The 26819-nt window shown below is 37.3% G+C and carries 26 protein-coding genes and 2 rRNA genes (1 of these 28 cut by a window edge); 27 read left to right on the forward strand and 1 reads right to left on the reverse strand.

What is annotated here, in order from left to right; all coding sequences use genetic code 11:
• The 11 genes from BGI23_RS00175 to rsmI all read left to right on the forward strand — a co-directional run.
• A 23S ribosomal RNA gene (locus BGI23_RS00175) occupies nt 1-2601 on the forward strand (it extends 322 nt beyond the left edge of the window).
• 50 nt (nt 2602-2651) lie between these two features.
• Nucleotides 2652-2767 (forward strand): 5S ribosomal RNA (gene rrf / locus BGI23_RS00180).
• Between the two features lie 195 nt (nt 2768-2962).
• The gene (locus BGI23_RS00185) at nt 2963-3142 is read left to right on the forward strand and encodes a sigma factor G inhibitor Gin (RefSeq protein ID WP_000842028.1); all 180 of its coding nucleotides are present in this window, start codon (nt 2963-2965) and stop codon (nt 3140-3142) included.
• A gap of 72 nt (nt 3143-3214) precedes the next feature.
• Entirely contained in the window at nt 3215-4636 is a 1422-nt protein-coding gene (locus BGI23_RS00190; protein WP_001075285.1) for an aminotransferase class I/II-fold pyridoxal phosphate-dependent enzyme, read from the forward strand.
• 1 nt (nt 4637) lies between these two features.
• Nucleotides 4638-5264, forward strand: coding sequence for a dTMP kinase (gene tmk, locus BGI23_RS00195; protein ID WP_000677231.1), 627 nt, complete (start codon nt 4638-4640; stop codon nt 5262-5264).
• A gap of 35 nt (nt 5265-5299) precedes the next feature.
• Complete coding sequence (gene holB / locus BGI23_RS00200) at nt 5300-6283, forward strand: DNA polymerase III subunit delta' (protein ID WP_000169574.1); 984 nt, start codon at nt 5300-5302, stop codon at nt 6281-6283.
• Nucleotides 6284-6288: 5 nt separating this feature from the next.
• Nucleotides 6289-7116, forward strand: a complete 828-nt coding sequence (locus BGI23_RS00205; protein ID WP_000272429.1) for a PSP1 domain-containing protein — start codon at nt 6289-6291, stop codon at nt 7114-7116.
• A 14-nt stretch (nt 7117-7130) separates the two neighbouring features.
• Nucleotides 7131-7481: a DNA replication initiation control protein YabA gene (gene yabA / locus BGI23_RS00210; protein ID WP_000412056.1), complete on the forward strand. Its 351-nt coding sequence runs from the start codon at nt 7131-7133 to the stop codon at nt 7479-7481.
• Between the two features lie 120 nt (nt 7482-7601).
• Nucleotides 7602-8342, forward strand: a complete 741-nt coding sequence (locus tag BGI23_RS00215) for a tRNA1(Val) (adenine(37)-N6)-methyltransferase (protein ID WP_001055351.1) — start codon at nt 7602-7604, stop codon at nt 8340-8342.
• Nucleotides 8329-8619, forward strand: coding sequence for a GIY-YIG nuclease family protein (locus BGI23_RS00220; protein WP_000414340.1), 291 nt, complete (start codon nt 8329-8331; stop codon nt 8617-8619). Before BGI23_RS00215 ends, BGI23_RS00220 begins: the two co-directional genes overlap by 14 nt.
• On the forward strand, nt 8588-9463 hold the full coding sequence (gene rsmI / locus BGI23_RS00225) for a 16S rRNA (cytidine(1402)-2'-O)-methyltransferase (RefSeq protein WP_000267829.1): 876 nt from the start codon (nt 8588-8590) through the stop codon (nt 9461-9463). Before BGI23_RS00220 ends, rsmI begins: the two co-directional genes overlap by 32 nt.
• A gap of 20 nt (nt 9464-9483) precedes the next feature.
• On the opposite strand, the gene BGI23_RS00230 is transcribed toward rsmI, so the two are convergent.
• Nucleotides 9484-9768, reverse strand: coding sequence for a transition state genes transcriptional regulator AbrB (locus BGI23_RS00230; RefSeq protein WP_000843036.1), 285 nt, complete (start codon nt 9766-9768; stop codon nt 9484-9486).
• A 517-nt stretch (nt 9769-10285) separates the two neighbouring features.
• Here BGI23_RS00230 and metG point away from each other — a divergent pair.
• From metG to mfd, 16 genes are all read left to right on the forward strand, one after another.
• The gene (metG, locus tag BGI23_RS00235) at nt 10286-12268 is read left to right on the forward strand and encodes a methionine--tRNA ligase (protein ID WP_000159677.1); all 1983 of its coding nucleotides are present in this window, start codon (nt 10286-10288) and stop codon (nt 12266-12268) included.
• Nucleotides 12269-12434: 166 nt separating this feature from the next.
• Entirely contained in the window at nt 12435-13202 is a 768-nt protein-coding gene (locus BGI23_RS00240) for a TatD family hydrolase (RefSeq protein WP_070805065.1), read from the forward strand.
• Nucleotides 13203-13418: 216 nt separating this feature from the next.
• A complete protein-coding gene (rnmV, locus tag BGI23_RS00245) occupies nt 13419-13976 on the forward strand; it encodes a ribonuclease M5 (protein ID WP_000692830.1) in 558 nt (185 codons plus the stop codon).
• Complete coding sequence (gene rsmA, locus BGI23_RS00250; protein ID WP_000651552.1) at nt 13973-14851, forward strand: 16S rRNA (adenine(1518)-N(6)/adenine(1519)-N(6))-dimethyltransferase RsmA; 879 nt, start codon at nt 13973-13975, stop codon at nt 14849-14851. Before rnmV ends, rsmA begins: the two co-directional genes overlap by 4 nt.
• A 110-nt stretch (nt 14852-14961) precedes the next feature.
• Nucleotides 14962-15825, forward strand: a complete 864-nt coding sequence (gene yabG, locus BGI23_RS00255; RefSeq protein ID WP_001173738.1) for a sporulation peptidase YabG — start codon at nt 14962-14964, stop codon at nt 15823-15825.
• Between the two features lie 238 nt (nt 15826-16063).
• The gene (veg, locus tag BGI23_RS00260; protein WP_000044350.1) at nt 16064-16324 is read left to right on the forward strand and encodes a biofilm formation stimulator Veg; all 261 of its coding nucleotides are present in this window, start codon (nt 16064-16066) and stop codon (nt 16322-16324) included.
• A 91-nt stretch (nt 16325-16415) separates the two neighbouring features.
• Nucleotides 16416-16595, forward strand: coding sequence for an acid-soluble spore protein SspF (sspF, locus tag BGI23_RS00265; RefSeq protein ID WP_001985066.1), 180 nt, complete (start codon nt 16416-16418; stop codon nt 16593-16595).
• Nucleotides 16596-16791: 196 nt separating this feature from the next.
• Nucleotides 16792-17661 (forward strand): 4-(cytidine 5'-diphospho)-2-C-methyl-D-erythritol kinase, encoded by an 870-nt coding sequence (ispE, locus tag BGI23_RS00270; RefSeq protein WP_000772094.1) that lies wholly within the window; start codon nt 16792-16794, stop codon nt 17659-17661.
• A gap of 54 nt (nt 17662-17715) precedes the next feature.
• Nucleotides 17716-18564, forward strand: a complete 849-nt coding sequence (purR, locus tag BGI23_RS00275) for a pur operon repressor (protein ID WP_000702473.1) — start codon at nt 17716-17718, stop codon at nt 18562-18564.
• Nucleotides 18565-18686: 122 nt separating this feature from the next.
• On the forward strand, nt 18687-19061 hold the full coding sequence (locus tag BGI23_RS00280; protein WP_070805066.1) for a RidA family protein: 375 nt from the start codon (nt 18687-18689) through the stop codon (nt 19059-19061).
• Nucleotides 19062-19213: 152 nt separating this feature from the next.
• Nucleotides 19214-19507, forward strand: coding sequence for a septation regulator SpoVG (spoVG, locus tag BGI23_RS00285; RefSeq protein WP_000454041.1), 294 nt, complete (start codon nt 19214-19216; stop codon nt 19505-19507).
• A gap of 323 nt (nt 19508-19830) precedes the next feature.
• Nucleotides 19831-21210, forward strand: a complete 1380-nt coding sequence (gene glmU / locus BGI23_RS00290) for a bifunctional UDP-N-acetylglucosamine diphosphorylase/glucosamine-1-phosphate N-acetyltransferase GlmU (RefSeq protein ID WP_070805067.1) — start codon at nt 19831-19833, stop codon at nt 21208-21210.
• Between the two features lie 18 nt (nt 21211-21228).
• Entirely contained in the window at nt 21229-22182 is a 954-nt protein-coding gene (locus BGI23_RS00295) for a ribose-phosphate diphosphokinase (RefSeq protein ID WP_000107420.1), read from the forward strand.
• Between the two features lie 72 nt (nt 22183-22254).
• Nucleotides 22255-22815, forward strand: a complete 561-nt coding sequence (gene pth, locus BGI23_RS00300) for an aminoacyl-tRNA hydrolase (RefSeq protein WP_001979768.1) — start codon at nt 22255-22257, stop codon at nt 22813-22815.
• A 70-nt stretch (nt 22816-22885) separates the two neighbouring features.
• Nucleotides 22886-23110, forward strand: coding sequence for an anti-sigma-F factor Fin (locus tag BGI23_RS00305; protein ID WP_000399440.1), 225 nt, complete (start codon nt 22886-22888; stop codon nt 23108-23110).
• Between the two features lie 106 nt (nt 23111-23216).
• On the forward strand, nt 23217-26747 hold the full coding sequence (mfd, locus tag BGI23_RS00310; RefSeq protein WP_000579710.1) for a transcription-repair coupling factor: 3531 nt from the start codon (nt 23217-23219) through the stop codon (nt 26745-26747).
• Nucleotides 26748-26819: the final 72 nt, after the last annotated feature.

The raw sequence follows: 26819 nt of genomic DNA on the forward strand, positions 1-26819 counted from the left end.
CAAAGGAACGAGGTAGACGAAGCGACCTGGAAAGGTCCGTCGTAGAGGGTAACAACCCCGTAGTCGAAACTTCGTTCTCTCTTGAATGTATCCTGAGTACGGCGGAACACGTGAAATTCCGTCGGAATCTGGGAGGACCATCTCCCAAGGCTAAATACTCCCTAGTGATCGATAGTGAACCAGTACCGTGAGGGAAAGGTGAAAAGCACCCCGGAAGGGGAGTGAAAGAGATCCTGAAACCGTGTGCCTACAAATAGTCAGAGCCCGTTAACGGGTGATGGCGTGCCTTTTGTAGAATGAACCGGCGAGTTACGATCCCGTGCGAGGTTAAGCTGAAGAGGCGGAGCCGCAGCGAAAGCGAGTCTGAATAGGGCGTTTAGTACGTGGTCGTAGACCCGAAACCAGGTGATCTACCCATGTCCAGGGTGAAGTTCAGGTAACACTGAATGGAGGCCCGAACCCACGCACGTTGAAAAGTGCGGGGATGAGGTGTGGGTAGCGGAGAAATTCCAATCGAACCTGGAGATAGCTGGTTCTCCCCGAAATAGCTTTAGGGCTAGCCTTAAGTGTAAGAGTCTTGGAGGTAGAGCACTGATTGGACTAGGGGTCCTCATCGGATTACCGAATTCAGTCAAACTCCGAATGCCAATGACTTATCCTTAGGAGTCAGACTGCGAGTGATAAGATCCGTAGTCAAAAGGGAAACAGCCCAGACCGCCAGCTAAGGTCCCAAAGTGTGTATTAAGTGGAAAAGGATGTGGAGTTGCTTAGACAACTAGGATGTTGGCTTAGAAGCAGCCACCATTTAAAGAGTGCGTAATAGCTCACTAGTCGAGTGACTCTGCGCCGAAAATGTACCGGGGCTAAATACACCACCGAAGCTGCGGATTGATACCGAATGGTATCAGTGGTAGGGGAGCGTTCTAAGGACAGTGAAGTCAGACCGGAAGGACTGGTGGAGTGCTTAGAAGTGAGAATGCCGGTATGAGTAGCGAAAGACGGGTGAGAATCCCGTCCACCGAATGCCTAAGGTTTCCTGAGGAAGGCTCGTCCGCTCAGGGTTAGTCAGGACCTAAGCCGAGGCCGACAGGCGTAGGCGATGGACAACAGGTTGATATTCCTGTACCACCTCTTTATCGTTTGAGCAATGGAGGGACGCAGAAGGATAGAAGAAGCGTGCGATTGGTTGTGCACGTCCAAGCAGTTAGGCTGATAAGTAGGCAAATCCGCTTATCGTAAAGGCTGAGCTGTGATGGGGAAGCTCCTTATGGAGCGAAGTCTTTGATTCCCCGCTGCCAAGAAAAGCTTCTAGCGAGATAAAAGGTGCCTGTACCGCAAACCGACACAGGTAGGCGAGGAGAGAATCCTAAGGTGTGCGAGAGAACTCTGGTTAAGGAACTCGGCAAAATGACCCCGTAACTTCGGGAGAAGGGGTGCTTTCTTAACGGAAAGCCGCAGTGAATAGGCCCAAGCGACTGTTTAGCAAAAACACAGCTCTCTGCGAAGCCGTAAGGCGAAGTATAGGGGGTGACACCTGCCCGGTGCTGGAAGGTTAAGGAGAGGGGTTAGCGTAAGCGAAGCTCTGAACTGAAGCCCCAGTAAACGGCGGCCGTAACTATAACGGTCCTAAGGTAGCGAAATTCCTTGTCGGGTAAGTTCCGACCCGCACGAAAGGTGTAACGATTTGGGCACTGTCTCAACCAGAGACTCGGTGAAATTATAGTACCTGTGAAGATGCAGGTTACCCGCGACAGGACGGAAAGACCCCGTGGAGCTTTACTGTAGCCTGATATTGAATTTTGGTACAGTTTGTACAGGATAGGCGGGAGCCTTTGAAACCGGAGCGCTAGCTTCGGTGGAGGCGCTGGTGGGATACCGCCCTGACTGTATTGAAATTCTAACCTACGGGTCTTATCGACCCGGGAGACAGTGTCAGGTGGGCAGTTTGACTGGGGCGGTCGCCTCCTAAAGTGTAACGGAGGCGCCCAAAGGTTCCCTCAGAATGGTTGGAAATCATTCGTAGAGTGCAAAGGCATAAGGGAGCTTGACTGCGAGACCTACAAGTCGAGCAGGGACGAAAGTCGGGCTTAGTGATCCGGTGGTTCCGCATGGAAGGGCCATCGCTCAACGGATAAAAGCTACCCCGGGGATAACAGGCTTATCTCCCCCAAGAGTCCACATCGACGGGGAGGTTTGGCACCTCGATGTCGGCTCATCGCATCCTGGGGCTGTAGTCGGTCCCAAGGGTTGGGCTGTTCGCCCATTAAAGCGGTACGCGAGCTGGGTTCAGAACGTCGTGAGACAGTTCGGTCCCTATCCGTCGTGGGCGTAGGAAATTTGAGAGGAGCTGTCCTTAGTACGAGAGGACCGGGATGGACGCACCGCTGGTGTACCAGTTGTTCTGCCAAGGGCATAGCTGGGTAGCTATGTGCGGAAGGGATAAGTGCTGAAAGCATCTAAGCATGAAGCCCCCCTCAAGATGAGATTTCCCATAGCGTAAGCTAGTAAGATCCCTGAAAGATGATCAGGTTGATAGGTTCGAGGTGGAAGCATGGTGACATGTGGAGCTGACGAATACTAATAGATCGAGGACTTAACCATATAATATGTAGCAAATGTTATCTAGTTTTGAAGGAATATGCCTTCAATAGTTTGGTGATGATGGCAGAGAGGTCACACCCGTTCCCATACCGAACACGGAAGTTAAGCTCTCTAGCGCCGATGGTAGTTGGGACCTTGTCCCTGTGAGAGTAGGACGTCGCCAAGCAACTAAAAACACAAGTCTTTTGACTTGTGTTTTTTTGTGTTTTCAAACAGTATGCAAAAAGAAGTAATGGTAATACAAACACGTTGCCCAAGGATGAATCATATTATATAAGAAATCGATGTATATTTTTCTGTAAATTGTTAAGGAATAGAAGTATAAAATATGTCCATTTAAATTAAATAGGGAGGGAAAGATATGAAATCACAAAACGAAGTTTGTATTGTTTGTGAGACAGAAAGAAAAGAAGGGATATATGTTTATAATAATTTAATATGTTATGAATGTGAAAAGGACATGGTGAATACAGAAACAAATGATCCGAAGTATATATATTATTTAAAACAGCTTCGGAAATTAGAAGTATCATATTTTTAAATAGGCATATGCCTATTATTTTTTTTGTTCTGTATAATAGAGAAAGAATGAAATAATAAGGAAGAGATATAGATGAATCAAAATCGCATACCTTTATATGAAGCATTAATAGAGTTTAAAGAAAGAAGGCCGTTATCCTTTCATGTTCCAGGTCATAAAAATGGTTTAAACTTCCCTCAAGGGGCAGTAGAGGAGTTTAAAGATATACTATCTATCGATGTAACTGAGTTGTCAGGGTTAGATGATTTACATAGTCCGTTTGAATGTATAGATGAGGCACAACAATTATTAGCTGATGTATATGGAGTGAACAAAAGTTATTTTTTAATTAATGGTTCAACAGTCGGGAACTTAGCAATGATTTTGTCTTGCTGTAGGGAACATGATATTGTTCTTGTACAAAGAAATTGTCATAAATCAATTATTAATGGTTTAAAATTAGCAGGAGCAAATCCAATTTTTTTAGATCCATGGATTGATGAAGCTTATAACGTACCCGTGGGAATTCATGATGAGATTATTAAGGAAGCAATTGAAAAATATCCAAATGCGAAAGCACTTATTTTAACACATCCTAATTATTATGGTATGGGGATGGATTTAGAGGCAAGTATTGCTTATGCACATGCACATAAAATTCCTGTGTTAGTAGATGAAGCGCATGGAGCTCATTTTTGTTTAGGTGGGGCATTTCCAAAGTCAGCTTTAGCATATGGTGCAGATATTGTAGTTCATTCCGCACATAAAACATTACCTGCGATGACGATGGGATCCTATTTACATATAAATAGCCGCTTAGTGAAAGAAGAAAAAGTTTCTACTTATTTAAGTATGCTACAATCTAGTAGTCCATCGTATCCAATTATGGCTTCCCTTGATATTGCACGCTTTACGATAGCGCGTATAAAAGAAAAGGGACATGATGAAATTGTCGAGTTTTTACAGAAATTTAAAGAAGAATTGTCTTCTATCCCACAATTAGCTATTTTACAATATCCATTACAAGACGAGCTAAAAGTTACCATACAGACGCGTTGTCAGTTATCAGGATACGAATTACAGTCCGTATTAGAAAAGGTTGGTATATATACCGAAATGGCAGATCCATATAATGTCTTATTTATTTTGCCTTTGCAAGTAAATAAGAAGTATATGAAGGCTATAGAGATGATCCGGGCGGCATTGCAACCTTATGAGGTGAAAGACAAGACGGAATCTATTCGTTATACTTATAAAGGAGAAATTTCTCCCCTGCCGTATACATATAAACAACTGGAAGGATATGAAACAAAAGTAGTATCTGTAGAAGAAGCAGTTGGGATGATAGCGGCGGAAATGGTAATTCCATATCCACCTGGTATTCCATTGATTATGTATGGAGAAAGAATTACTTCAGAACATAAAGAGCAAATTATGCATTTAGAGAGAGCAGGCGCTCGTTTTCAAGGTAGCACGAAATATATGAAAGTGTATGATATAGAAAGTAGGTTTTAGGATGAAGGGATTATTTGTAACAATTGAGGGGCCAGAAGGTTCGGGTAAAACAACGTTAATTCAAGGTTTATTACCATACTTTGAACAAAAGGAACAAAAGGTAATGGCGACAAGAGAACCAGGTGGTATTGCGATTTCTGAGGAGATTAGAACGATTTTACATAAGCAAGAATATACGATGATGGAAGCACGTACAGAGGCACTTTTATATGCCGCTGCACGTAGACAACATTTAGTGGAAAAAGTTATGCCGGCACTTGATGAGGATTACCTTGTATTATGTGATCGTTTTATAGATAGCTCTTTAGCGTATCAAGGCTATGCAAGAGGGTTAGGTATGGATAAAGTATTTGAAATCAATCGTTTCGCAACAGAAGACTGCATGCCTAGTTTAACAATTTACCTAGACATTGAACCCGAGGTTGGTTTAGCTCGAATTGCAAAAGATGCAGGACGTGAAGTGAATCGGTTAGATATGGAAGATATCACTTTCCATAAACGTGTGCGTGAAGGGTATTTACAAGTTGTAGAACGTTTCTCGGATCGTATTGTATTAGTAAATGCTGATCAACCAATGGAAAAACTTATAGAAGAAGTTATTCAAGTTATAGAAGATAAATTGTTATAATAGAAGGAAAGAATGAAATAAGTGAGGTATGCATTATGACGAAGACGTGGGAGCAGCTTTCTGCTATACAACCCATCGGTGTAAAAATGTTGATGAATAGCATCGCAAAAGAGCGTATATCCCACGCTTACTTATTAGAGGGAGGGAAAGGGACAGGAAAGTTTGCGACAGCAATTCAAATGGCAAAGAGTTTCCTCTGTTCTCAGCGGAATGGGGTAGAGCCTTGTCATGTATGTACAAATTGTAAGCGAATTGATTCAGGTAACCACCCAAACTTACATATTGTAAAACCAGACGGATTGTCTATTAAGAAGCAGCAAATTCATGATTTACAAGAAGAGTTTTCAAAAACAGGATTAGAAGCAAATAAAAAAGTATATGTTATTGAGCACGCAGACCGTATGACAGCAAATGCGGCGAATACACTGTTGAAATTTTTAGAAGAACCAAGTAGTGATACAACAGCTATTTTACTTACTGAACAAAGTCATCAAATTTTAAATACGATTTTATCTCGTTGTCAAGTTGTTACATTTAGACCGTTACCTACGGAATCTTTAATTAGAAGATTACAGGATGAAGGTGTTACGACATCTTTATCGACACTTGCTGCACAACTCACAAATAGTTTTGATGAAGCTTTGGCTTTATGTAGTGATGAATGGTTTGCACAAGCACGAGCTTTAGTGATAAAATTATGTGAAGCGCTCGAAAAAGATAAAGCCTCTATTTTTTTTGTACAAGAAAAATGGGGAAAACACTTTGGAGAGAAAGAACAATTACAGCAAGGTTTAGATATGTTACTCCTTATTTATAAGGATTTATTATATGTTCAACTTGGAGAAGAAGATCGTCTTGTTTTTCATGAGCAGAAAGAGATGTTTGAATCTTTCTCCTACGCTCAGAAGCGCATTGTATCAGCTCTCTTTAATATATTAGAGGCAAAAAATAGAATCAACGCTAATGTAAATGCGCAGCTTGTGTTCGAACAGTTAGTGTTGCGGTTGCAGGAGGGATGACCGTTTTGTATGATGTAGTAGGTGTTCGCTTTAAGAAGGCCGGAAAGGTGTATTACTTTGATCCGAATCAGTTCGATATCTCTGAAAATGAGTTTGTAATTGTAGAAACGGTAAGAGGTATTGAATACGGAAAAGTAGTTATTACCAAAAAGCAAGTTGATGAAAACGACGTTGTATTACCACTAAAAAAGGTTATTCGCATTGCAAATGAAAACGATCGTACCATTGTTGAAGAGAACAAACATGCTGCAAAAGAGGCATATCAAGTTTGTCAGCAAAAGGTAGTAGAACATAATCTTGATATGAAACTTGTAGATGTAGAGTATACGTTCGATCGCAATAAAATTATTTTCTACTTTACTGCGGATGGTCGGATTGATTTTCGCGAACTAGTGAAGGACTTAGCAGCAATTTTTAGGACAAGAATTGAACTAAGACAAATCGGTGTTCGTGATGAAGCGAAAATGCTTGGTGGTATTGGTCCATGTGGTCGTATGCTTTGTTGTTCTACTTTTTTAGGGGATTTTGAACCTGTATCCATTAAGATGGCAAAGGATCAAAATTTATCATTAAATCCTGCAAAAATCTCTGGTTTATGTGGTCGCTTAATGTGTTGCTTAAAATATGAGAACGATGAATATGAGGCAGCAAAGGAACAACTTCCTGATTTAGATCAACGTATACAAACCCCGCATGGTACTGGCCGTGTTATCGGATTAAATATTTTAGAAAGATTAATTCAAGTGGAACTAGTAGACAAGGAACGGATAGTAGAATATACGTTAGATGAGTTAGTGAATAAAGGGGTCGTTTCGAGTCAAACCACAGATTAATGAGGTGGGTGCTTGTGGAGAAAAAAGATATTTTTGCATCGGTTTCTAGTATGGAAGAGCAAATTGGACATTTATACAAACAGTTGGGAGAATTAAAACAACATCTTGCAGAGTTACTGGAAGAAAACCAACATATAAAAATGGAAAATGAAAATTTGCGACACCGCTTTGAAGAAGTACAGATTAAAGAAAAACAAAAAACTCAAAAACGTAAAGAAGTGAAGCCGAAGACAGATATTGGTGAAGGCTACGATAATTTAGCAAGACTATATCAAGAAGGTTTTCATATTTGTAATCTGCATTATGGAAGTGTACGTAAAGAGGGAGATTGTTTATTCTGCCTGTCATTTTTAAATAAAAAGTGAAATTACCTTTCCAATAATAATTGGAAAGGTAATTTTTTATACATGAGAGTAGAATCGAATATGTTTTTTATTAGTAGAAGATGAAATAGGGTAGGTTAAGTGTAAGAAAAGGAGCAACATATGAATTTATACGAAGATGAACGTTTAGATTACTTATTAGCACAAGATTTGAAGATTATACAAAGCCCATCAGTATTTAATTTCTCGTTAGATGCTGTTTTACTTGCAGACTTTGCTTGGGTGCCAATTCAAAAAGGTAATTTACTTGATTTGTGTACAGGTAATGCAGTTGTACCCCTTCTATTAAGTACAAGGACGAAAGGGAATATTACTGGTGTAGAAATTCAAGAACGCTTATATGATATGGGAATAAGAAGTGTCCAATACAATAAGTTGGAAGAAAGAATTCACTTAATACACGGGGATTTGAAAGATATGCCGGAGAAACTTGGGCGTCATCAATATGATGTTGTCACATGTAATCCGCCTTATTTCCAAACACCTGCAACCTCTGAAAAAAATATGAATGAACATTTAGCGATAGCTCGTCATGAAATTATGTGTACACTAGAGGATGTTGTATCTGCAAGTAGTCAGCTAGTAAAGCAAGGCGGGAAAGTAGCATTTGTACATCGTCCAGGTCGTTTATTAGATATTGTTACATTAATGCGTAAATACAAAATTGAACCGAAGCGTGTACGATTTGTTTATCCTAAGGCAGGGAAAGAAGCGAATACATTGTTAATTGAAGGAATTAAGGACGGAAACGCAGATTTAAAAATATTGCCACCTCTTTTTGTATATGAAGAAAATAATGAATATACAAAGGAGATTCGTTCTATTTTATATGGAGAAGAATAAGCATTGTTTTTACGTAGTGGAGTGCTCTGATGGAAGTTACTATGCTGGATATACAAATCATATAGAGAAGCGGATTGAGACCCATAATAGCGGAAAAGGGGCTAAGTATACGCGTGCTAGACTTCCTGTTGCTTTAAAATACGTAGAATTTCATGAAGATAAGCGTACAGCTATGCAAGCAGAGTATTATTTTAAGCAATTAAATAGAAAACAAAAAGAAGAATATATGCAAAAAGGAGAACGCTATGTGGCAACAAAAAAGCTTTCAACAAAGTGAAAAGGGAGTTTTATATTTAGTACCAACTCCTATTGGAAATTTAGAAGATATGACATTTCGTGCAATCCGAATTTTAAAAGAAGCGGATTTAATTGCTGCTGAAGATACGAGACAAACGAAAAAACTTTGTAATTATTTTGAAATTGAAACGCCTGTTATGAGTTACCACGAGCATAATAAAGAAGTAAGTGGAAAGAAAATATTAGAGAAGTTAGATGAAGGAAAGACTGTAGCGCTTGTTAGTGACGCTGGTATGCCGTGTATTTCCGATCCAGGCTATGATATTGTTGTCGAGGCGGTAGCTGAGCAATATCATGTAATCCCGCTTCCTGGGGCAAATGCAGCCCTTACAGCATTAATTGCATCAGGACTTGAAACAAAACAGTTTTATTTCTATGGGTTTTTACAAAGAAATAAAAAAGAAAGAAAAATGGAGTTAGAGAAGCTTCGTTACATACAAACTACAATGATGTTTTATGAAGCGCCTCACCGCCTGGATGATACTTTAATCTCGATGCAAGAAGTATTGGGAAATAGAGAAATCGTATTATGCCGAGAGTTAACGAAAAAATTCGAGGAATTTATTCGAGGAACAGTTGAAGAAGCAATTGAGTGGACGAAACAAAATGAAGTTCGTGGTGAGTTTTGTATTTTAGTAGCTGGTTCAACGGAAGAACCTGCTCCAGAAGAAAAATGGTGGGGATCTATTTCAGTATATAATCATATTGAACATTATATAAACGAAAAAGGTATGAATTCAAAAGAGGCGATAAAAACAGTCGCTAAAGATCGAGATTTGTCGAAACGCGATGTATATCAAATCTATCATGTCGATAAAAAATAAGCTTCTCATAATTGAGAAGCTTATTTTGCTGTTTCGATATAATCTTGAAGCTCGTTTAAGATTTGCTCAGCGCCTTCTTTGCTTAAGATAATTTTACCTTCAGCTAAAGATAGGTTACCATCAGATACTTCACCAGTTACTTGGCAAGTCATGTTTGGCTTATATTTTTTTAAGATGATTTTCTCGTCATCAACATAGATTTCAAGAGCATCCTTTTCTGCAATACCTAAAGTACGGCGTAATTCGATCGGAATTACTACACGACCTAATTCATCAACTTTACGAACGATACCAGTAGATTTCATAATTCTTTTCCTCCTAAAGAAATAGTTTATAAGTTTCGAGTCTATTTTTAGATTCGTCATTTTTCGACAAAATACCCTATGGACATATGATACCAATCATTTACATTTCCGTCAATTCTTTAATTCTATATTTTTTAAAAAGATTTATAGATTTCTTACTTCTTATATATAATAGAATTTGAGTAATTTCTACTATTATTTCACTTTATTTTCGGAAAAATCAAGAAATTATAGGTGATGACTGTATATTTTCTTGAAATATGAGTAATAGATGATAAATATAAAAATATGAACTTGTTTTTATCCTGCATTAACGAGTAGTAAGATTCTAAATTTTAAATTCGGCTGGGCCAAGGAAGTTAAGTGGAAGTCGGATTGCTCGTAAAAGTCCGATTGGTGTGGGTTGATAATCCGTGGGAATGAACAAGCCCCTCACAGATTAAAGTTTCACTTTATATATAAGTTTTTGATATACTATTTATAAATACATATGAGGTTATCCGGGAGGTCCAAAACAATGACAAAGGAAAACAAATCCTTTTATATTACTACCCCAATTTATTATCCAAGTGGAAAATTACACATTGGACATGCTTATACAACAGTAGCAGGAGATGCGATGGCACGATATAAGCGTATGCAAGGATATAATGTTCATTATTTAACAGGAACTGATGAGCATGGACAGAAGATCCAAAAGAAAGCAGAAGAATTAAATGTTACACCACAAGCATATGTGGATAACATCGTTGCAGGAATTAAAGAACTTTGGGAGAAGATGGATATCTCCTATGATGACTTTATCCGTACAACGGAAGATCGTCATAAAGACGTTGTCGAAAAAATCTTCAAGCAACTAGTAGATCAAGGTGATATTTATCTTGATGAATATGAAGGTTGGTATTCTGTACAAGATGAGACATTCTATACAGAGCATCAATTAGTAGATCCAATTATGGAAGGTGACAAAGTAGTTGGGGGAAAAAGTCCAGACAGTGGTCATGATGTAGAACTTGTTCGTGAAGAATCATATTTCTTTAGAATGGGTAAATATGTTGACAGACTATTAAAGTTCTATGAAGAGAATCCACATTTCATTCAGCCAGAGTCTCGTAAGAATGAAATGATTAATAACTTTATTAAACCAGGATTGGAAGATTTAGCAGTTTCCCGTACTTCATTTGACTGGGGAGTTCGTGTTCCAGGTAATCCGAAACACGTTATTTATGTATGGGTTGACGCATTATCTAACTACATTACAGCATTAGGTTATGGAACAGAAAATGAAGAGATGTATAAGAAGTTCTGGCCAGCAGATGTGCATTTAGTTGGAAAAGAAATCGTTCGTTTCCATACGATTTATTGGCCAATCATTTTAATGGCATTAGATTTACCTCTTCCGAAAAAAGTCTTTGCTCACGGTTGGATTTTAATGAAGGATGGAAAGATGAGTAAGTCAAAAGGAAACGTAGTAGATCCAGTTACATTAATCGATCGTTACGGATTAGATGCATTACGTTATTACTTACTTCGTGAAGTTCCATTTGGATCTGATGGCGTATTCACACCAGAAGGATTTGTGGAGCGTATTAATTTCGATTTAGCAAATGACTTAGGTAACCTATTAAATCGTACAGTAGCTATGATTGATAAGTACTTTAACGGAGAAATTCCTGCATTTAAAGCAAATGTAACGGAATTTGATGAAACGTTAGTAACGTTTGCACAGGATACATTGAAAAAAGTGGAAGAAGCAATGGAGAACATGGAATTCTCTGTAGCTCTAAGTTCAATTTGGCAATTGATTAGCCGTACGAATAAATATATTGACGAAACACAACCGTGGGTATTAGCGAAAGATGAGAATGATCGCGAAAAGTTAGCCTCTGTAATGGCTCACTTAGCAGAAGTACTTCGTCAAACAGGTATTATGCTTATGCCATTCTTAACAGTAGCACCAAGCAAGATGTTCGCTCAGCTTGGCCTTACTGAAGAAGCACATACATCTTGGGAAAGCCTGTCTACAATTGGATGCATTCCAGCTGGAACAAAAGTAGAAAAAGGAAACCCGATTTTCCCTCGTTTAGAAATGGAAGTAGAGGTAGCGTACATTAAAGAACAAATGAAAGCCTCTGCTCCTAAAGTAGAAGAGAAAAAAGAAGAAGAACCGAAGGCAGAAGAAATTACAATTGATGATTTCTTTAAAGTAGAATTACGCGTAGCTGAAGTTCTATCGGCGGAACCTGTGAAAAAAGCAGACAAGTTGTTAAAAATTCAACTAGACTTAGGCACAGAAAAACGTCAAGTGGTTTCTGGAATTGCAAAATTTTATTCGCCGGAAGATTTAAAAGGTAAAAAAGTTATTTGTGTAACAAACTTAAAACCTGTAAAATTACGCGGTGAATTATCACAAGGTATGATCTTAGCGGGTGAAGAGAATGGCGTATTGTCATTAGCATCGATTGACCAAAATCTACCAAATGGTACAAAAATTAAGTAATTAAGACAAGAAAAGAGATGTTTCACGTGTAACATGTGTGAAGCGTCTTTTTTCTTTTTACACTCTCAATTTTTGCATTAAGATTGTAGTATTGTTATCGTTAAGTTATAAAAGAGCTTATTTGCGTAGAATAAATTTGATTTCAATATAAAAGGAGTTATGTATGATGTTGTTTGATACACATTCACATTTGAATGCAGAGCAATTTGAAGAAGACTTACAAGAAGTTATTGCCCGAATGAAAGAAGCGGGGGTTACTTATACAGTTGTTGTTGGTTTTGATGAAGTAACGATAAAAAAGGCGATTGAATTAGCTGAAGCCTATGATTTTATTTATGCCGCGGTTGGATGGCATCCAGTTGATGCAATCGACATGACAGAAGAGCATTTAGCTTGGTTAGAAGAACTTGCTTCTCATCCTAAAGTCGTTGCACTTGGAGAAATGGGCTTAGACTATCACTGGGATAAGTCTCCAAAAGAAATACAGAAAGAAGTATTCCGTAAACAAATTGCATTAGCGAAAAAAGTAAAATTACCGATTATTATACATAACCGCGATGCAACTCAAGATATTGTTGATATTCTAGAAGAAGAGAATGCAGATGAAGTAGGAGGTATTATGCATTGCTTTAGCGGTAGCGTAGAGGTAGCAGAGCGATGTGTTGATATGAACTTTTTAATTTCGTTAGGTGGACCGGTTACGTTTAAAAACGCTAAGAAACCGAAAGAAGTTGCTACGGAGATTCCATTAGAGAAATTATTAATAGAGACGGATTGTCCGTATTTAACACCGCATCCATTTCGCGGGAAACGAAATGAACCAAGTTATGTAAAACTCGTAGCAGAAGAAATTGCGAACTTAAAAGGAATTTCTTATGAAGAGGTAGCGGAAGTAACAACTAAGAATGCAAAAGCTTTATTTGGTGTCGAATAAAAAGAATGGGGGAGCCCATTCTTTTTATTTTTTGAGAAACAGAATAGTAGAAGTGGTAGAGAAAACGAGGGTGAATGAGTAAGTGTTACAATAAGGAGAGAGAACAAAGTTTTGGACATTCTATTTTTTAAAATGTAACAATGGGGAAAATAATAATGGAAAAGTCGTCATTTTTTTGTTTTACTAAGTAGAGACGAAACGAGTGTGGAGGCAAGCATGAAAATTAAAGAGATTATCGTTGTAGAAGGTAAAGATGATACAGTCGCGATTAAGCGTGCTGTTGATGCGGATACAATTGAAACGAACGGTTCAGCAATCGGTGATCATGTTATTGAACAAGTTAAATTAGCGCTGCAAAAACGAGGCGTTATTATTTTCACAGATCCGGATTATCCTGGAGAGCGTATTCGAAAAATTATTTCTGATAAGGTGCCTGGATGTAAACATGCTTTTTTACCGAAGGAAGAAGCACTTGCTAAGAGGAAAAAAGGTGTCGGGATTGAACATGCTTCTAATGAATCAATTCGCCGTGCTTTAGAGAATATACATGAAGAAATGGAAGCTTACACAAGTGAAATCAGTTGGAGCGATTTAGTCGATGCAGGTTTAGTGGGCGGAGAAATGGCAAAGAGTCGCAGAGAAAGAATGGGTAAGCTATTAAAGATTGGTTATACAAACGCAAAACAGTTACATAAACGTTTACAAATGTTTCAAGTTTCAAAAGAATCATTTGCAGAAGCTTATAAGCAAGTCATACAGGAGGAAAGAAAATGAAGGATATCGCAACGCCAAATCGTACGAAAGATATTGTTGAAAAGTATGGATTTTCATTCAAAAAAAGTTTAGGACAAAATTTTTTAATTGATACGAATGTATTAAATCGTATCGTTGATCACGCTGAAATTGGTTCAGAAAGTGGTGCAATTGAAATTGGACCAGGTATCGGTGCATTAACAGAACAATTAGCGAAGCGTGCTAAAAAAGTAGTGGCTTTTGAAATTGATCAAAGGTTATTACCGATTTTAGATGAGACGTTAGCTCCATATGGCAACGTTACTGTTATCAATAAAGATGTACTAAAGGCAGATGTACATGAGGTGTTTAGTGAGCAATTTGAAGAAGGGCAAGATGTAATGGTAGTAGCTAACTTACCATACTATATTACGACGCCAATTTTATTTAAATTGCTGGAAGAGAAATTACCGGTTCGTGGATTCGTTGTTATGATGCAAAAAGAAGTTGGGGATCGTTTAGCGGCTAAGCCTGGAACGAAAGAGTATGGTTCTTTATCCATTGCTATTCAGTATTATACAGAGGTAGAAACAGTTATGACTGTACCGCGTACAGTGTTTGTGCCACAACCGAATGTTGATTCTGCAATTATTCGCCTCCTAAAGCGTCCTAAACCAGTGGTAGAGGTAACAGATGAGACATTCTTCTTTGAAGTAGTACGAGCAAGTTTTGCACAGCGTCGTAAAACTCTAATGAATAATTTATCAAATAATTTAAATGGTTTCCCGAAAGATAAAGAGCTGTTGGATCGGATTTTAACAGAAGTAGGAATTGATCCAAAACGAAGAGGCGAAACGCTATCTATCGAAGAGTTTGCGACATTAAGTAATGCATTAGTTCTTCATAAGTTATCATAAGGGTACAAAAGGGACAGTTCAATTTGAACTGTCCCTTTTGTCACCTTTCTCCTCCTAAATTCATACTTTAAAAACAGGTAAGATGGCCTAACGAGTTTGGAGGTAGGAGAATGGCTTTACATGTTGGAGAATTAGTGGAACGATATTCTCATAATAGGGATATCCTTTTTCGTATTATAGAAATAAAAGGCGAGATAGCTATATTGTTTGGAGAGGAAATTAGATTAGTGGCAGATGCGCCACTTGAAGATTTAATTAGTATAGATCAACGAGAACATAAAAAGAGAGCAAAGCGTGAGAAAGAAACAATGGAGCGGACGTATCGTTTGTTTCAACAAGATTACGTATTAATGAAACAAAGGCATGAACACACTTCAACTGGTGGATATACAAGTGAAGTGAATTATTTTCAAATGCCAGGACGTGTATTGCACATAGATGGAGACCCCTTATATTTGCGCAAGTGCCTAGATTTATATAATAAAATTGGTGTTCCTGTACAAGGTATTCATTGTAAAGAGACGGAGATGCATGAAAAGGTAGTAGATTTAATAGACCATTTTCGCCCGGACATTTTAGTTATTACAGGGCACGATGCGTATACAAAATCAAAAGGTGTAAAGGGAGATTTAGCAGCATATAGGCATTCAAGGCATTTTGTACAGGCTGTTCGAGAAGTGAGAAAAAAATATCCATCATTGGATCAACTCGTTATTTTTGCTGGGGCATGTCAATCACACTTTGAAGCATTAATTCGAGCGGGCGCTAATTTTGCTAGTTCCCCATCTAGAATTAATATTCACGCACTAGATCCTGTATATGTGGTTGGTAAAATTAGTTTTACGTCATTTATGGAAAGGGTTAATGTATGGGATGTTGTACGTAATACGATTACTGGTGAAAAGGGACTTGGCGGGATTGAGACAAGGGGGATTTTACGAACTGGCTTACCTTTTCAACATTATGAAGAATAAGCAAGGTACATATGTATCTTGCTTTTTTGTATGGAGAGGATTTAAATCTGTTTGGATAAAAAGAGACAAGAACGCACAGACTACATAATGATACTTTTACAATATAGTATTTCTTCTATCTATTCGAACGCATGATGCTTTTATAATGATATTGTCTGTGAGTTGCGGTTAATAATTGGGATAGATATATCGTGTTTTAAGTGTTCAATCTAAATTACAGCGAGGTGTAACGAAGTATATGTCAAAACGTTTAGATGAAATTAAAAGCGAATTAGATCACCATCTTGGACAGAGACTGATGTTAAAGGCAAACAGTGGGAGAAGAAAAACTGTAGAACAATCAGGTGTACTTGCAGAAACGTACCGTTCTGTTTTTGTTGTACAACTGGATCAACAAGAAGATACGTTGCAACGTGTGTCGTATAGTTATGCGGATGTTTTAACAGAGACAGTAGAGTTAACATTTTATGGTGAACCTCATAATGAAGTGATTTTATAATTCATGTATCGTTACATATATTCCCACAAATGAAAAGCTATATTATTTTGCATACTAATGATACCGTAGCAAAATAAGGAGGGACTCTGCATTGAGTAGACGAAGAGGTGTCATGTCGAATCAATTTAAAGAAGAGCTTGCAAAAGAGTTGGGCTTTTATGATGTTGTTCAGAAAGAAGGATGGGGCGGAATTCGTGCGAAAGATGCTGGTAACATGGTGAAACGTGCTATAGAAATTGCAGAACAGCAATTAATGAAACAAAACCAGTAGTTGTAAGATACTTTCTATGCTACGGTAGCCGAGGAGTGATTCCTCGGCTTTTTGTACTATAAAAAGTGCCATCATTTTACATAAGTAGTTTCATTCTGAATGCTTTTCGTTATAATTAGGGAAGTGTCATCGTCTTACTATAAATTTATGGTAAAATAAACGATAAAAGATTGAGTACATAGAGTGGGTGAATAGATTGAAGCTACTAGTGAAAGCACCAGCAAAGATTAATCTGTCGTTAGATGTACTGGGAAAAAGACAAGACGGATATCATGAAGTGAAAATGATTATGACAACAATTGATTTAGCGGATCGTTTAGAACTAATGGAATTAGCAGAAGACCGTATTGAAATTTTATCCCATAATCGGTATGTCCCAGACGACCAAAGAAATCTGGCTTATCAAGCAGCGAAATTATTAAAAGAGAAGTTTAATGTGAAAAAAGGCGTATCTATTACTATTGAAAAAACGATTCCAGTAGCAGCTGGATTAGCGGGTGGAAGTAGTGATGCAGCAGCGACATTACGTGGTCTTAATAAATTATGGAATTTAGGGCTTACAATTGATCAGTTAGCAGAGCTTGGCGCAGAAATTGGATCAGACGTATCGTTTTGTGTATATGGTGGGACAGCAATTGCCACTGGAAGAGGAGAGCAGATTGAGCACATAAAAACTCCACCTTCTTGTTGGGTTATTTTAGCAAAACCCCATATTGGTGTATCTACTGCTGATGTGTATGGAAATTTAAAGTTAAATCGGGTTACACATCCAAATGTAGATAAAATGGTGGATGTCATAAATGCTGGAGACTACAAAGGGATTTGTGATACTGTTGGTAACGTTTTAGAAGATGTAACGTTTGCGATGCATCCTGAAGTTGCACGTATTAAGGCACAGATGAAGCGATTTGGAGCAGATGCTGTATTAATGAGTGGTAGTGGTCCAACCGTATTCGGTCTGGTGCACCATGATTCACGAATGCATCGTATATATAACGGATTAAAAGGATTTTGTGAACAAGTATACGCAGTACGTTTATTAGGAGAGCGAGAAACGCTTGAATAAAGACGTATAATACGTTATGATTTGTTTAGAATATTCGTGATTTGAGGTGAGAGTATGAAAATTAGACGAAGTACAAGATTAGTCGATATGACTTATTACTTGTTACAAAACCCTCGTCAGCTAGTTTCTCTCACTTTTTTTGCTGAAAGGTATCAATCAGCTAAGTCTTCTATTAGTGAAGATTTAGTTATTATTAAGCAAACGTTTGAACAACAAGGGGTCGGCACATTGCAAACGATACCAGGAGCAGCAGGAGGAGTGAAATATATACCATATATAAGTGAAGAAGAGGCAGATCTAATTATCGGTGAGCTGTGTAGCTTATTTGAAAATCCAGATCGTATTTTGCCTGGTGGTTACTTATATATGACAGATCTTTTAAGTAATCCTCGTCATATTAATGGCGCAGGTCGTTTGTTTGCTTCTGTTTTTGCTAGGCAACCAATTGATGCAGTTATGACGGTCGCAACGAAGGGTATTCCACTTGCATATGCAGTGGCGAACTATTTAGATGTACCGGTAGTGATTGCAAGAAAAGATAATAAGGTAACAGAAGGCCCCACTGTTAGTATTAACTATGTATCAGGTTCTTCTAAGCGAATTCAAACAATGACGTTAGCAAAGCGTAGCCTTCCAGAAGGATCAAATGTTTTAATTATTGATGACTTCATGAAAGCTGGCGGGACAATTCAAGGTATGATGAGTATGTTAGAAGAGTTTAAGGCTAATGTTGTTGGTATTGGTGTATTAGTAGAGTCCACGGATATTGAAGAAAGACTAATTAATAACTTTGTATCATTGATTCGTCTATCAGAAGTTGATGTGAAAGAAAAAGCGATTCAAGTGGAAAAGGGAAATTATTCACTGGCACCATTTGATGAAGGGCTTGTAGAGGCTGAGTAAAAAGATAAAGCAAATAGCTTTATCTTTTTTTATTCTATTTATAAATTATAAAATAGATGGACAAACTGCTTTTCGTGCACTATTTTTAAAGAGTAAAAATAAATAATAAAAGGGTGAAAAGTATGAAAGTTGTTCAAACAAACAATGCACCACAAGCAATTGGACCATATTCACAAGGGATTATTGTAAATAATATTTTTTACAGTTCAGGACAAATTCCGTTAACTGCAAGTGGAGAGCTTGTAGCAGGAGACGTAACAGTACAAACAGAGCAAGTATTTCAAAATTTACAAGCAGTATTAGAAGAAGCAGGTGCTTCATTTGATACGGTAGTAAAAACAACAGTATTCTTAAAAGATATGGATGATTTTAATGCTGTTAATGAAGTATATGGATCTTATTTCTCTGCTCATAAGCCAGCTCGTTCTTGTGTACAAGTAGCAAAATTACCGAAAGATGTTTCAGTTGAAATCGAAGTAATTGCCCTAGTTAAGTAATTCTTTGTAAGCGATAACCTCTACTAATCTCTATATTCAATTACATTAAAAATTTTTATCTTAAAAATTTTTAAAAAATTAAAGGGAAAATAGAAATTTTGTGGAATTTATACAAATATATCGCTTATTTAGAAAAGGGTGGTGAACACAAGATGGAAGTGACTGACGTAAGATTACGCCGCGTAAACACAGAAGGCCGCATGAGAGCAATTGCCTCTATTACTCTAGACCATGAATTTGTTGTTCATGATATTCGTGTAATTGATGGTAATAATGGATTATTTGTAGCAATGCCAAGTAAACGTACTCCAGATGGAGAATTCCGTGACATTGCACATCCAATTAATTCTGGTACACGCTCTAAAATTCAAGATGCGGTTTTAACAGAGTATCATCGTTTAGGCGAGTTAGAAGAGGTTGAGTTTGAAGAAGCAGGTGCTTCGTAAAATTCGAATGAAAAGGGCTTTTTAGAGAAAGCCCTATAATTTTGTAACAAACTCCTGTAAGCATTTACAGGGGTTTGTTTTTTTGTGGTTATATACATTCCTATGTCCGGAAAATTCTAAATTCAACAAAGTGAAGAGATAAACTTCTAATTTTTTCAAAATCATTTTAAATAGTATAGCTTATTTCTTAAAAAAGATACTAAAGAGTAAAACATCTTATAAGAATTATGGTAAAATTTAATAGTTAAAATGTGTTTCTTGAAATATATGATGATTTAGGATAATATCGTTAATGGATAAATAGGTTGCGATGGAGGGTCTATATGTCAAACAGATTTGCAGTGATTCTAGCGGCAGGTAAAGGCACACGTATGAAGTCTAAGCTATACAAGGTGCTTCATCCTGTATGTGGAAAACCTATGGTACAACATGTTGTCGATCAAGTATCTCAATTAGGATTGCAGAAACTTGTAACAGTCGTAGGACATGGTGCTGAAATGGTACAAGAACAGCTAGGAAACGTAAGTGAGTTTGCATTACAAGCAGAACAACTTGGTACAGCACATGCTGTAGATCAAGCTGCAAGTGCACTTGCAAACGAAGAAGGAACAACTTTAGTTATTTGTGGTGATACACCGCTAATAACTGCTGAAACGATGGAAGCATTACTTCAGCAACATAAAGAAGCAGGGGCAATGGCAACGGTATTAACAGCTTACATAGAAGAACCTGCTGGATATGGTCGTATCGTTCGTAATGAGAATGGTCATGTTGAAAAGATTGTTGAGCATAAGGATGCAAATGAGAAAGAATTAGCTATTAAAGAAATCAATACAGGTACGTATTGTTTTGATAATAAAGCTTTATTTGCTTCACTTTCTAAAGTTTCAAATGATAACGTACAAGGTGAATATTACCTGCCAGATGTTATTGAAATTTTAAAAAATGAAGGTCATATTGTATCAGCTTATCAAACAGAGCACTTCGATGAAACGTTAGGTGTTAACGACAGAGTCGCTCTATCGCAAGCGGAAATTATTATGAAAAACCGTATCAACCGAAAGAACATGGTAAATGGTGTTACTATTATTGATCCAAGTAACACGTATATTTCTGCTGATGCAATTATCGGTAGTGATACAGTTCTTCATCCAGGAACAATTATTGAGGGGAACACTGTAATCGGTTCTGATTGTGAGATTGGACCGCATACAGTAATTCGCGATAGTGAAATTGGAGATCGTACGACAATTCGTCAATCTACTGTACATGATAGTAAGCTTGGTACAGAAGTATCGGTTGGCCCATTTGCACATATTCGCCCAGATTCAGTTATTGGAGATGAAGTACGCGTTGGAAACTTCGTGGAAATCAAAAAAACTGTTTTTGGTAATAGAAGTAAAGCTTCACACTTAAGTTATATCGGGGATGCACAAGTTGGAGAAGACGTGAATCTTGGTTGTGGTTCAATTACGGTGAACTATGACGGTAAGAATAAATTCAAAACTGTGATTGGTAACGGGGTATTTATTGGATGTAATTCAAACCTTGTTGCTCCTGTAACAGTTGAAGACGGTGCTTATGTGGCAGCAGGCTCTACAATTACAGAGAATGTTCCATCAAAAGCATTGTCTGTAGCACGTGCACGTCAAGTTAACAAAGAAGACTATGTTGATCAATTGCTGAATAAGAAAAAATCATAATGTGGAGGGTTAATCTAGATGTCGACTCAATATCTAAATTCTAATTTGAAAGTATTCTCTTTAAACTCTAATAAGGAACTTGCTGAGCAAATTGCAAAGCATATTGGAGTAGGACTAGGAAAATGTTCTGTTGATCGTTTTAGTGATGGAGAAGTTCAAATTAACATTGAAGAAAGTATCCGTGGTTGCGATGTATTCATTATTCAATCTACAAGCTTCCCAGTAAACGAACATATCATGGAATTACTTATTATGATCGATGCATTAAAGCGTGCATCTGCAAAAACAATTAATATTGTTATTCCTTACTATGGTTATGCGCGTCAAGACCGTAAAGCGCGTTCTCGTGAACCAATTACATCGAAACTTGTAGCAAACTTGCTTGAAACAGCAGGTGCAACTCGTGTAATCACTCTAGATTTACATGCTCCACAAATTCAAGGGTTCTTTGATATCCCAATCGACCACCTAATGGGTGTACCGATTCTTTCAGATTACTTTGAAACAAAAGGTCTTAAAGATATCGTAATCGTGTCACCTGACCACGGTGGGGTAACTCGTGCTAGAAAAATGGCAGATCGCCTAAAAGCACCGATCGCTATTATTGATAAGCGTCGTCCTCGTCCGAACGTATCTGAGGTAATGAACATTATCGGTAATATTGAAGGTAAAACAGCAATTTTAATTGATGACATCATTGATACAGCTGGTACAATTACATTAGCAGCAAACGCTCTTGTTGAGAACGGTGCTTCTGAAGTATATGCTTGCTGTACACACCCAGTATTATCTGGTCCAGCAATTGAGCGCATCCAAAACTCAAATATTAAAGAGTTAGTTGTAACGAACTCTATCGTATTACCAGAAGAGAAGAAAATCGACAAAGTACATGAACTTTCAGTTGCTCCACTAATCGGAGAAGCAATCATTCGTGTATACGAAGAAGAATCTGTAAGTGTATTATTCAATTAATTGGATAGAATGAGACGTAACCAAGATTGGTTACGTCTTTTCGTATCGAAAAAAGAAAGTAGTGGTACAAGAATGAAATTGATAGTAGGACTTGGGAACCCGGGTAGAGAATATGAATTAACAAGGCATAATATTGGATTTATGGCGATTGATGAACTTGCAAAGCGTTGGAATATTTCTTTGAACGAACAAAAGTTTAAAGGAGTATTTGGTGCAGGATTTGTTAATGGAGAAAAAGTAATCTTATTAAAGCCACTTACATATATGAATTTATCTGGGGAAAGTATTCGTCCACTAATGGATTACTATAAAATTGATGTAGAGGACTTCGTTGTTCTGTACGACGATTTAGACATTCCTGTAGGTAAATTACGCCTTCGTATGAAAGGCAGTGCGGGTGGACATAATGGTGTGAAATCAACAATTTCACATTTAGGAACACAAGAGTTTCAACGTATCCGCATGGGAATCGATCGTCCGAAAAATGGAATGAAGGTAGTAGATTACGTATTAGGACGTTTTACATCAGAAGAGATTCCTGATGTAAATCATTCTATTGAAAAAGCAGCAGATGCATGTGAAGAATGGTTAAATAAACCTTTTCTTCAAATTATGAATACTTTCAATAGTTAAGGGTACGATTGGGAATATTTTATTTTGTTTTTACCCATACTAGCAGTAATTGGATTTTTAGGAGGCTAGTATGGAAGGGTATTATTATTGCAGACATTGCGGGAGTAATGTAGGCTCCGTTACCGCAGAAAAAGTATATAGCGACGTTTTATTTCAACTAACAGAGCAAGAAGTAGTAGAAATGATTCATTTTCATGAGAATGGAAATATATATATAAAAACGATTTGTGAATTGTGTCAAGAAACGCTCGCATCTTATCCTGAGTATTATGAATATGAAAAATTTCTGCAATAAAATGTTGTCGCTTTGGCATGTCCAAAGCATTTTTCTGTTTTCTTTTTCCGAAATATTTGCATAAAATATAGTGGCTTGCTCTTTTATGTTGAGAGGGGTTTTGAAAATGATAGGTTTATTAGAGCAATTTTATAAAAATGAAGAGATCCAATCGGTCATTAATGGATTAGAAGATGGGTTAAAAGAGCAACTTGTATCAGGTATGGCAACCTCTTCTCGTTCGTTATTAATGGCGGCCTTATATAAAAAAACAAAAAAATCACAACTTATTGTGACGCATAATTTATATCAAGCACAAAAAGTACATGAAGATTTAGTGGCGTTACTTGGTGAAAAAGATGTATGGCTATATCCAGTAAATGAATTGATAGCATCAGAACTTGGTGTTGCAAGCCCAGAATTGAAGGCGCAACGTATTGAAGTGTTAAATCGCTTAGCTGCAGGAGAACATGGGATTATTGTAGCACCAGTTGCAGGACTACGCAGATTTTTACCAATGAAAGAGTTGTGGAAGCAAAGGCAAATCGAAATCAATCTAGGGCAAGAGATTGATTTAGATACATTCTTGCATACTTTACATCATATCGGCTATGAGCGTAAGTCTATGGTAGAAGCTCCTGGAGAATTTAGTTTACGCGGGGGAATATTAGATATTTATCCACTAACTGAAGAGCTACCATTTCGTATTGAATTTTTCGATACAGAAGTTGATTCTATTCGATTATTTGATGTGGATGAACAGCGCTCTCAAGATAAAAAAGAAAGTGTTAGATTTGGTCCAGCAACAGAGTTTTTATTTTCGCAGGAAGAATTGAAATCAGGAATTAAGCATCTTGAAGAAGGTCTGACTAAGACGATGCAAAAACTTTCTGATGATAAGTTGAAGACTACAGTGCTTGAGACGGTAAGTCATGAAATTGAGATGTTAAAAAACGGGCAAAGTATAGAACAGATGTTTAAATATTTATCTATTTTCTATAACGAACCTGCTAGTCTGATAGATTATTTACCAGAAGATGGTGTTGTGATTTTAGATGAGATTTCACGTATTCAAGAAACAGCATCACATCTTGAAACGGAAGAGGCGGAATGGTATATATCCCTTCTCGGTGAGGGAACAATCATTCAAGATTTATCTTTCTCTCATTCGTTTGAAGAATTTCTTCATCATAAAAAAAGAAGTTTTGTATATTTAACGTTATTCTTACGTCATATAGCACATACACATCCGCAAAACATTGTGAATGTGACATGTAAAACAATGCAAGATTTCCATGGGCAGATGCAGTTGTTGAAAACTGAAATTGATAGATGGAACGAAGGGCATTTTACGACTGTTGTGTTAGGTACAGATGATGAACGTGTGAAAAAACTACAACATATTTTAAGTGATTATGATATTGAGGCAGATATTGTAGAAGGCACAGATATATTATTGCCTGGAAGGCTACAAATTGCTGTAGGTGATTTACATGCAGGATTTGAAATGCCGATGCAAAAGCTTGTTGTCATTACTGAAAAAGAGCTTTTCCATAAGAAAGTTAAAAAATCACAACGTAAGCAAAAGTTATCGAATGCTGAGCGTATTAAAAGTTATTCGGAATTAAAAGTTGGGGATTATGTAGTTCATGTAAATCATGGTATAGGTAAATTCTTAGGTATTGAAACATTAGAGATTAACGGTGTTCATAAAGATTATTTGAATATTAAATATCAAGGTAATGATAAGTTATACGTTCCAATTGAACAAATTGACCAAGTGCAAAAATATGTAGGATCTGAGGGTAAGGATCCGAAAGTTTATAAATTGGGTGGAAATGATTGGAAGAAGGTCAAAACGAAAGTTGAAAAATCTGTACAAGACATTGCGGATGACCTAATTAAACTATATGCTGAGCGCGAAGCTTCAAAGGGTTATGCATATACACCGGATACGGCAGAACAACAAGAATTCGAGTCCTCTTTCCCGTATCAAGAGACAGAGGATCAATTACGTTCTATTGAAGAGATTAAAAAGGATATGGAACGTGGACGTCCGATGGATAGGCTTCTTTGTGGTGATGTAGGATATGGAAAGACGGAAGTAGCTATTCGTGCGGCGTTTAAAGCAATTATGGATGAAAAACAAGTTGCAATTTTAGTGCCGACAACGATCCTTGCACAACAACACTATGAAACAATTCGAGAGCGTTTTCAAGATTATCCAATCAATATAGGATTATTAAGTAGATTCCGTACGAGAAAGCAGCAAAATGAAACAATTAAAGGTTTAAAAGATGGCACAGTAGATATTGTAATCGGAACGCACCGTATTTTATCTAAAGATGTTACTTATAAAGATTTAGGTCTTCTTATTATTGATGAAGAACAAAGATTTGGTGTAACGCATAAAGAAAAAATTAAACAATTAAAAGCAAATGTTGACGTATTAACATTAACGGCAACTCCGATTCCGCGTACGCTCCATATGTCTATGCTTGGTGTGCGTGATTTATCTGTTATTGAGACGCCGCCGGAAAATCGTTTCCCGGTTCAAACATATGTAGTAGAGTATAATCCAGCATTAATGCGAGAAGCGATAGAACGGGAGCTTGCAAGAGGTGGTCAAGTTTACTTCCTATATAATCGTGTAGAGGATATCGAACGAAAAGCAGATGAAATTTCGATGTTAGTTCCAGATGCGCGTGTAACTTATGCACATGGGAAAATGAACGAGAGTGAATTAGAGTCTGTTATGCTATCGTTTTTAGAAGGACAGCATGATGTTCTTGTAAGCACAACGATTATTGAGACGGGTGTAGATATTCCAAATGTAAATACATTAATTGTATTTGATGCAGATCGTATGGGATTATCGCAGTTGTATCAGCTTCGTGGGCGTGTTGGACGTTCTAATCGTGTTGCATATGCTTACTTTGCATACAAACGGGATAAAGTGTTATCGGAAGTTGCGGAGAAGCGCCTGCAAGCCATTAAGGAGTTCACAGAGCTTGGATCTGGTTTCAAAATTGCGATGCGAGATTTATCAATTCGTGGTGCTGGTAACTTGTTAGGAGCCGAACAACATGGATTTATTGATTCTGTCGGATTTGATTTATATTCTCAAATGTTAAAAGATGCAATTGAACAGCGTAGGGGAACAGACGGAGTTGAAAATACAGTTAATGTTGAAATTGATTTAGAAGTAGATGCATATTTACCGGATGCTTATATTTCTGATAGTAAACAAAAAATTATGATGTATAAACAGTTTAGAGGTGTTTCTGCAATTGAGGATATTGAAGAGTTGCAGGAAGAGATGATAGATAGATTTGGTGATTACCCGCAAGAAGTTGGTTACTTATTGCAAATCGCAAATATTAAAGTATTAGCAATGAAAGAACAAATTGAATTAATTAAGCAAAATAAATTTGAAGTAACAATTCTGTTCTCAGAACAAGCGAGTCAAAACATTGATGGCGGAAAATTATTTATGCTTGGAAATAGTTTTGGACGAATGATCGGTCTAGGAATGGAAGGATCACAATTGAAAATCGTCATGAAAACAAATGGCTTAGAGACATCGAAGTGGTTAACAATTGCTGAAAATTTATTAAAAGGCTTGCCAGATGTAAAAAAAGAAGTCATAAATGCCTAATATTAGATAAAAAAATGCAATTCGACGTGCATAGAAGAACTAATGTGTAAAATACTATGTCTAACAGTTGGT

The organism is Bacillus sp. ABP14, assembly GCF_001831375.1.
Taxonomy (GTDB): Bacteria; Bacillota; Bacilli; order Bacillales; family Bacillaceae_G; genus Bacillus_A; species Bacillus_A paranthracis.

Bases quoted from the DNA above. Each gene is read 5' to 3' on its own strand.
- BGI23_RS00185 (WP_000842028.1), top strand. From the start codon at position 2,963: ATGAAATCACAAAACGAAGTTTGTATTGTTTGTGAGACAGAAAGAAAA.
- BGI23_RS00190 (WP_001075285.1), top strand. From the start codon at position 3,215: ATGAATCAAAATCGCATACCTTTATATGAAGCATTAATAGAGTTTAAA.
- tmk (WP_000677231.1), top strand. From the start codon at position 4,638: ATGAAGGGATTATTTGTAACAATTGAGGGGCCAGAAGGTTCGGGTAAA.
- holB (WP_000169574.1), top strand. From the start codon at position 5,300: ATGACGAAGACGTGGGAGCAGCTTTCTGCTATACAACCCATCGGTGTA.
- BGI23_RS00215 (WP_001055351.1), top strand. From the start codon at position 7,602: ATGAATTTATACGAAGATGAACGTTTAGATTACTTATTAGCACAAGAT.
- BGI23_RS00220 (WP_000414340.1), top strand. From the start codon at position 8,329: ATGGAGAAGAATAAGCATTGTTTTTACGTAGTGGAGTGCTCTGATGGA.
- rsmI (WP_000267829.1), top strand. From the start codon at position 8,588: ATGTGGCAACAAAAAAGCTTTCAACAAAGTGAAAAGGGAGTTTTATAT.
- BGI23_RS00230 (WP_000843036.1), bottom strand. From the start codon at position 9,768: ATGAAATCTACTGGTATCGTTCGTAAAGTTGATGAATTAGGTCGTGTA.
- metG (WP_000159677.1), top strand. From the start codon at position 10,286: ATGACAAAGGAAAACAAATCCTTTTATATTACTACCCCAATTTATTAT.
- BGI23_RS00240 (WP_070805065.1), top strand. From the start codon at position 12,435: ATGTTGTTTGATACACATTCACATTTGAATGCAGAGCAATTTGAAGAA.
- rnmV (WP_000692830.1), top strand. From the start codon at position 13,419: ATGAAAATTAAAGAGATTATCGTTGTAGAAGGTAAAGATGATACAGTC.
- rsmA (WP_000651552.1), top strand. From the start codon at position 13,973: ATGAAGGATATCGCAACGCCAAATCGTACGAAAGATATTGTTGAAAAG.
- yabG (WP_001173738.1), top strand. From the start codon at position 14,962: ATGGCTTTACATGTTGGAGAATTAGTGGAACGATATTCTCATAATAGG.
- veg (WP_000044350.1), top strand. From the start codon at position 16,064: ATGTCAAAACGTTTAGATGAAATTAAAAGCGAATTAGATCACCATCTT.
- purR (WP_000702473.1), top strand. From the start codon at position 17,716: ATGAAAATTAGACGAAGTACAAGATTAGTCGATATGACTTATTACTTG.
- BGI23_RS00280 (WP_070805066.1), top strand. From the start codon at position 18,687: ATGAAAGTTGTTCAAACAAACAATGCACCACAAGCAATTGGACCATAT.
- spoVG (WP_000454041.1), top strand. From the start codon at position 19,214: ATGGAAGTGACTGACGTAAGATTACGCCGCGTAAACACAGAAGGCCGC.
- glmU (WP_070805067.1), top strand. From the start codon at position 19,831: ATGTCAAACAGATTTGCAGTGATTCTAGCGGCAGGTAAAGGCACACGT.
- BGI23_RS00295 (WP_000107420.1), top strand. From the start codon at position 21,229: ATGTCGACTCAATATCTAAATTCTAATTTGAAAGTATTCTCTTTAAAC.
- pth (WP_001979768.1), top strand. From the start codon at position 22,255: ATGAAATTGATAGTAGGACTTGGGAACCCGGGTAGAGAATATGAATTA.
- BGI23_RS00305 (WP_000399440.1), top strand. From the start codon at position 22,886: ATGGAAGGGTATTATTATTGCAGACATTGCGGGAGTAATGTAGGCTCC.
- mfd (WP_000579710.1), top strand. From the start codon at position 23,217: ATGATAGGTTTATTAGAGCAATTTTATAAAAATGAAGAGATCCAATCG.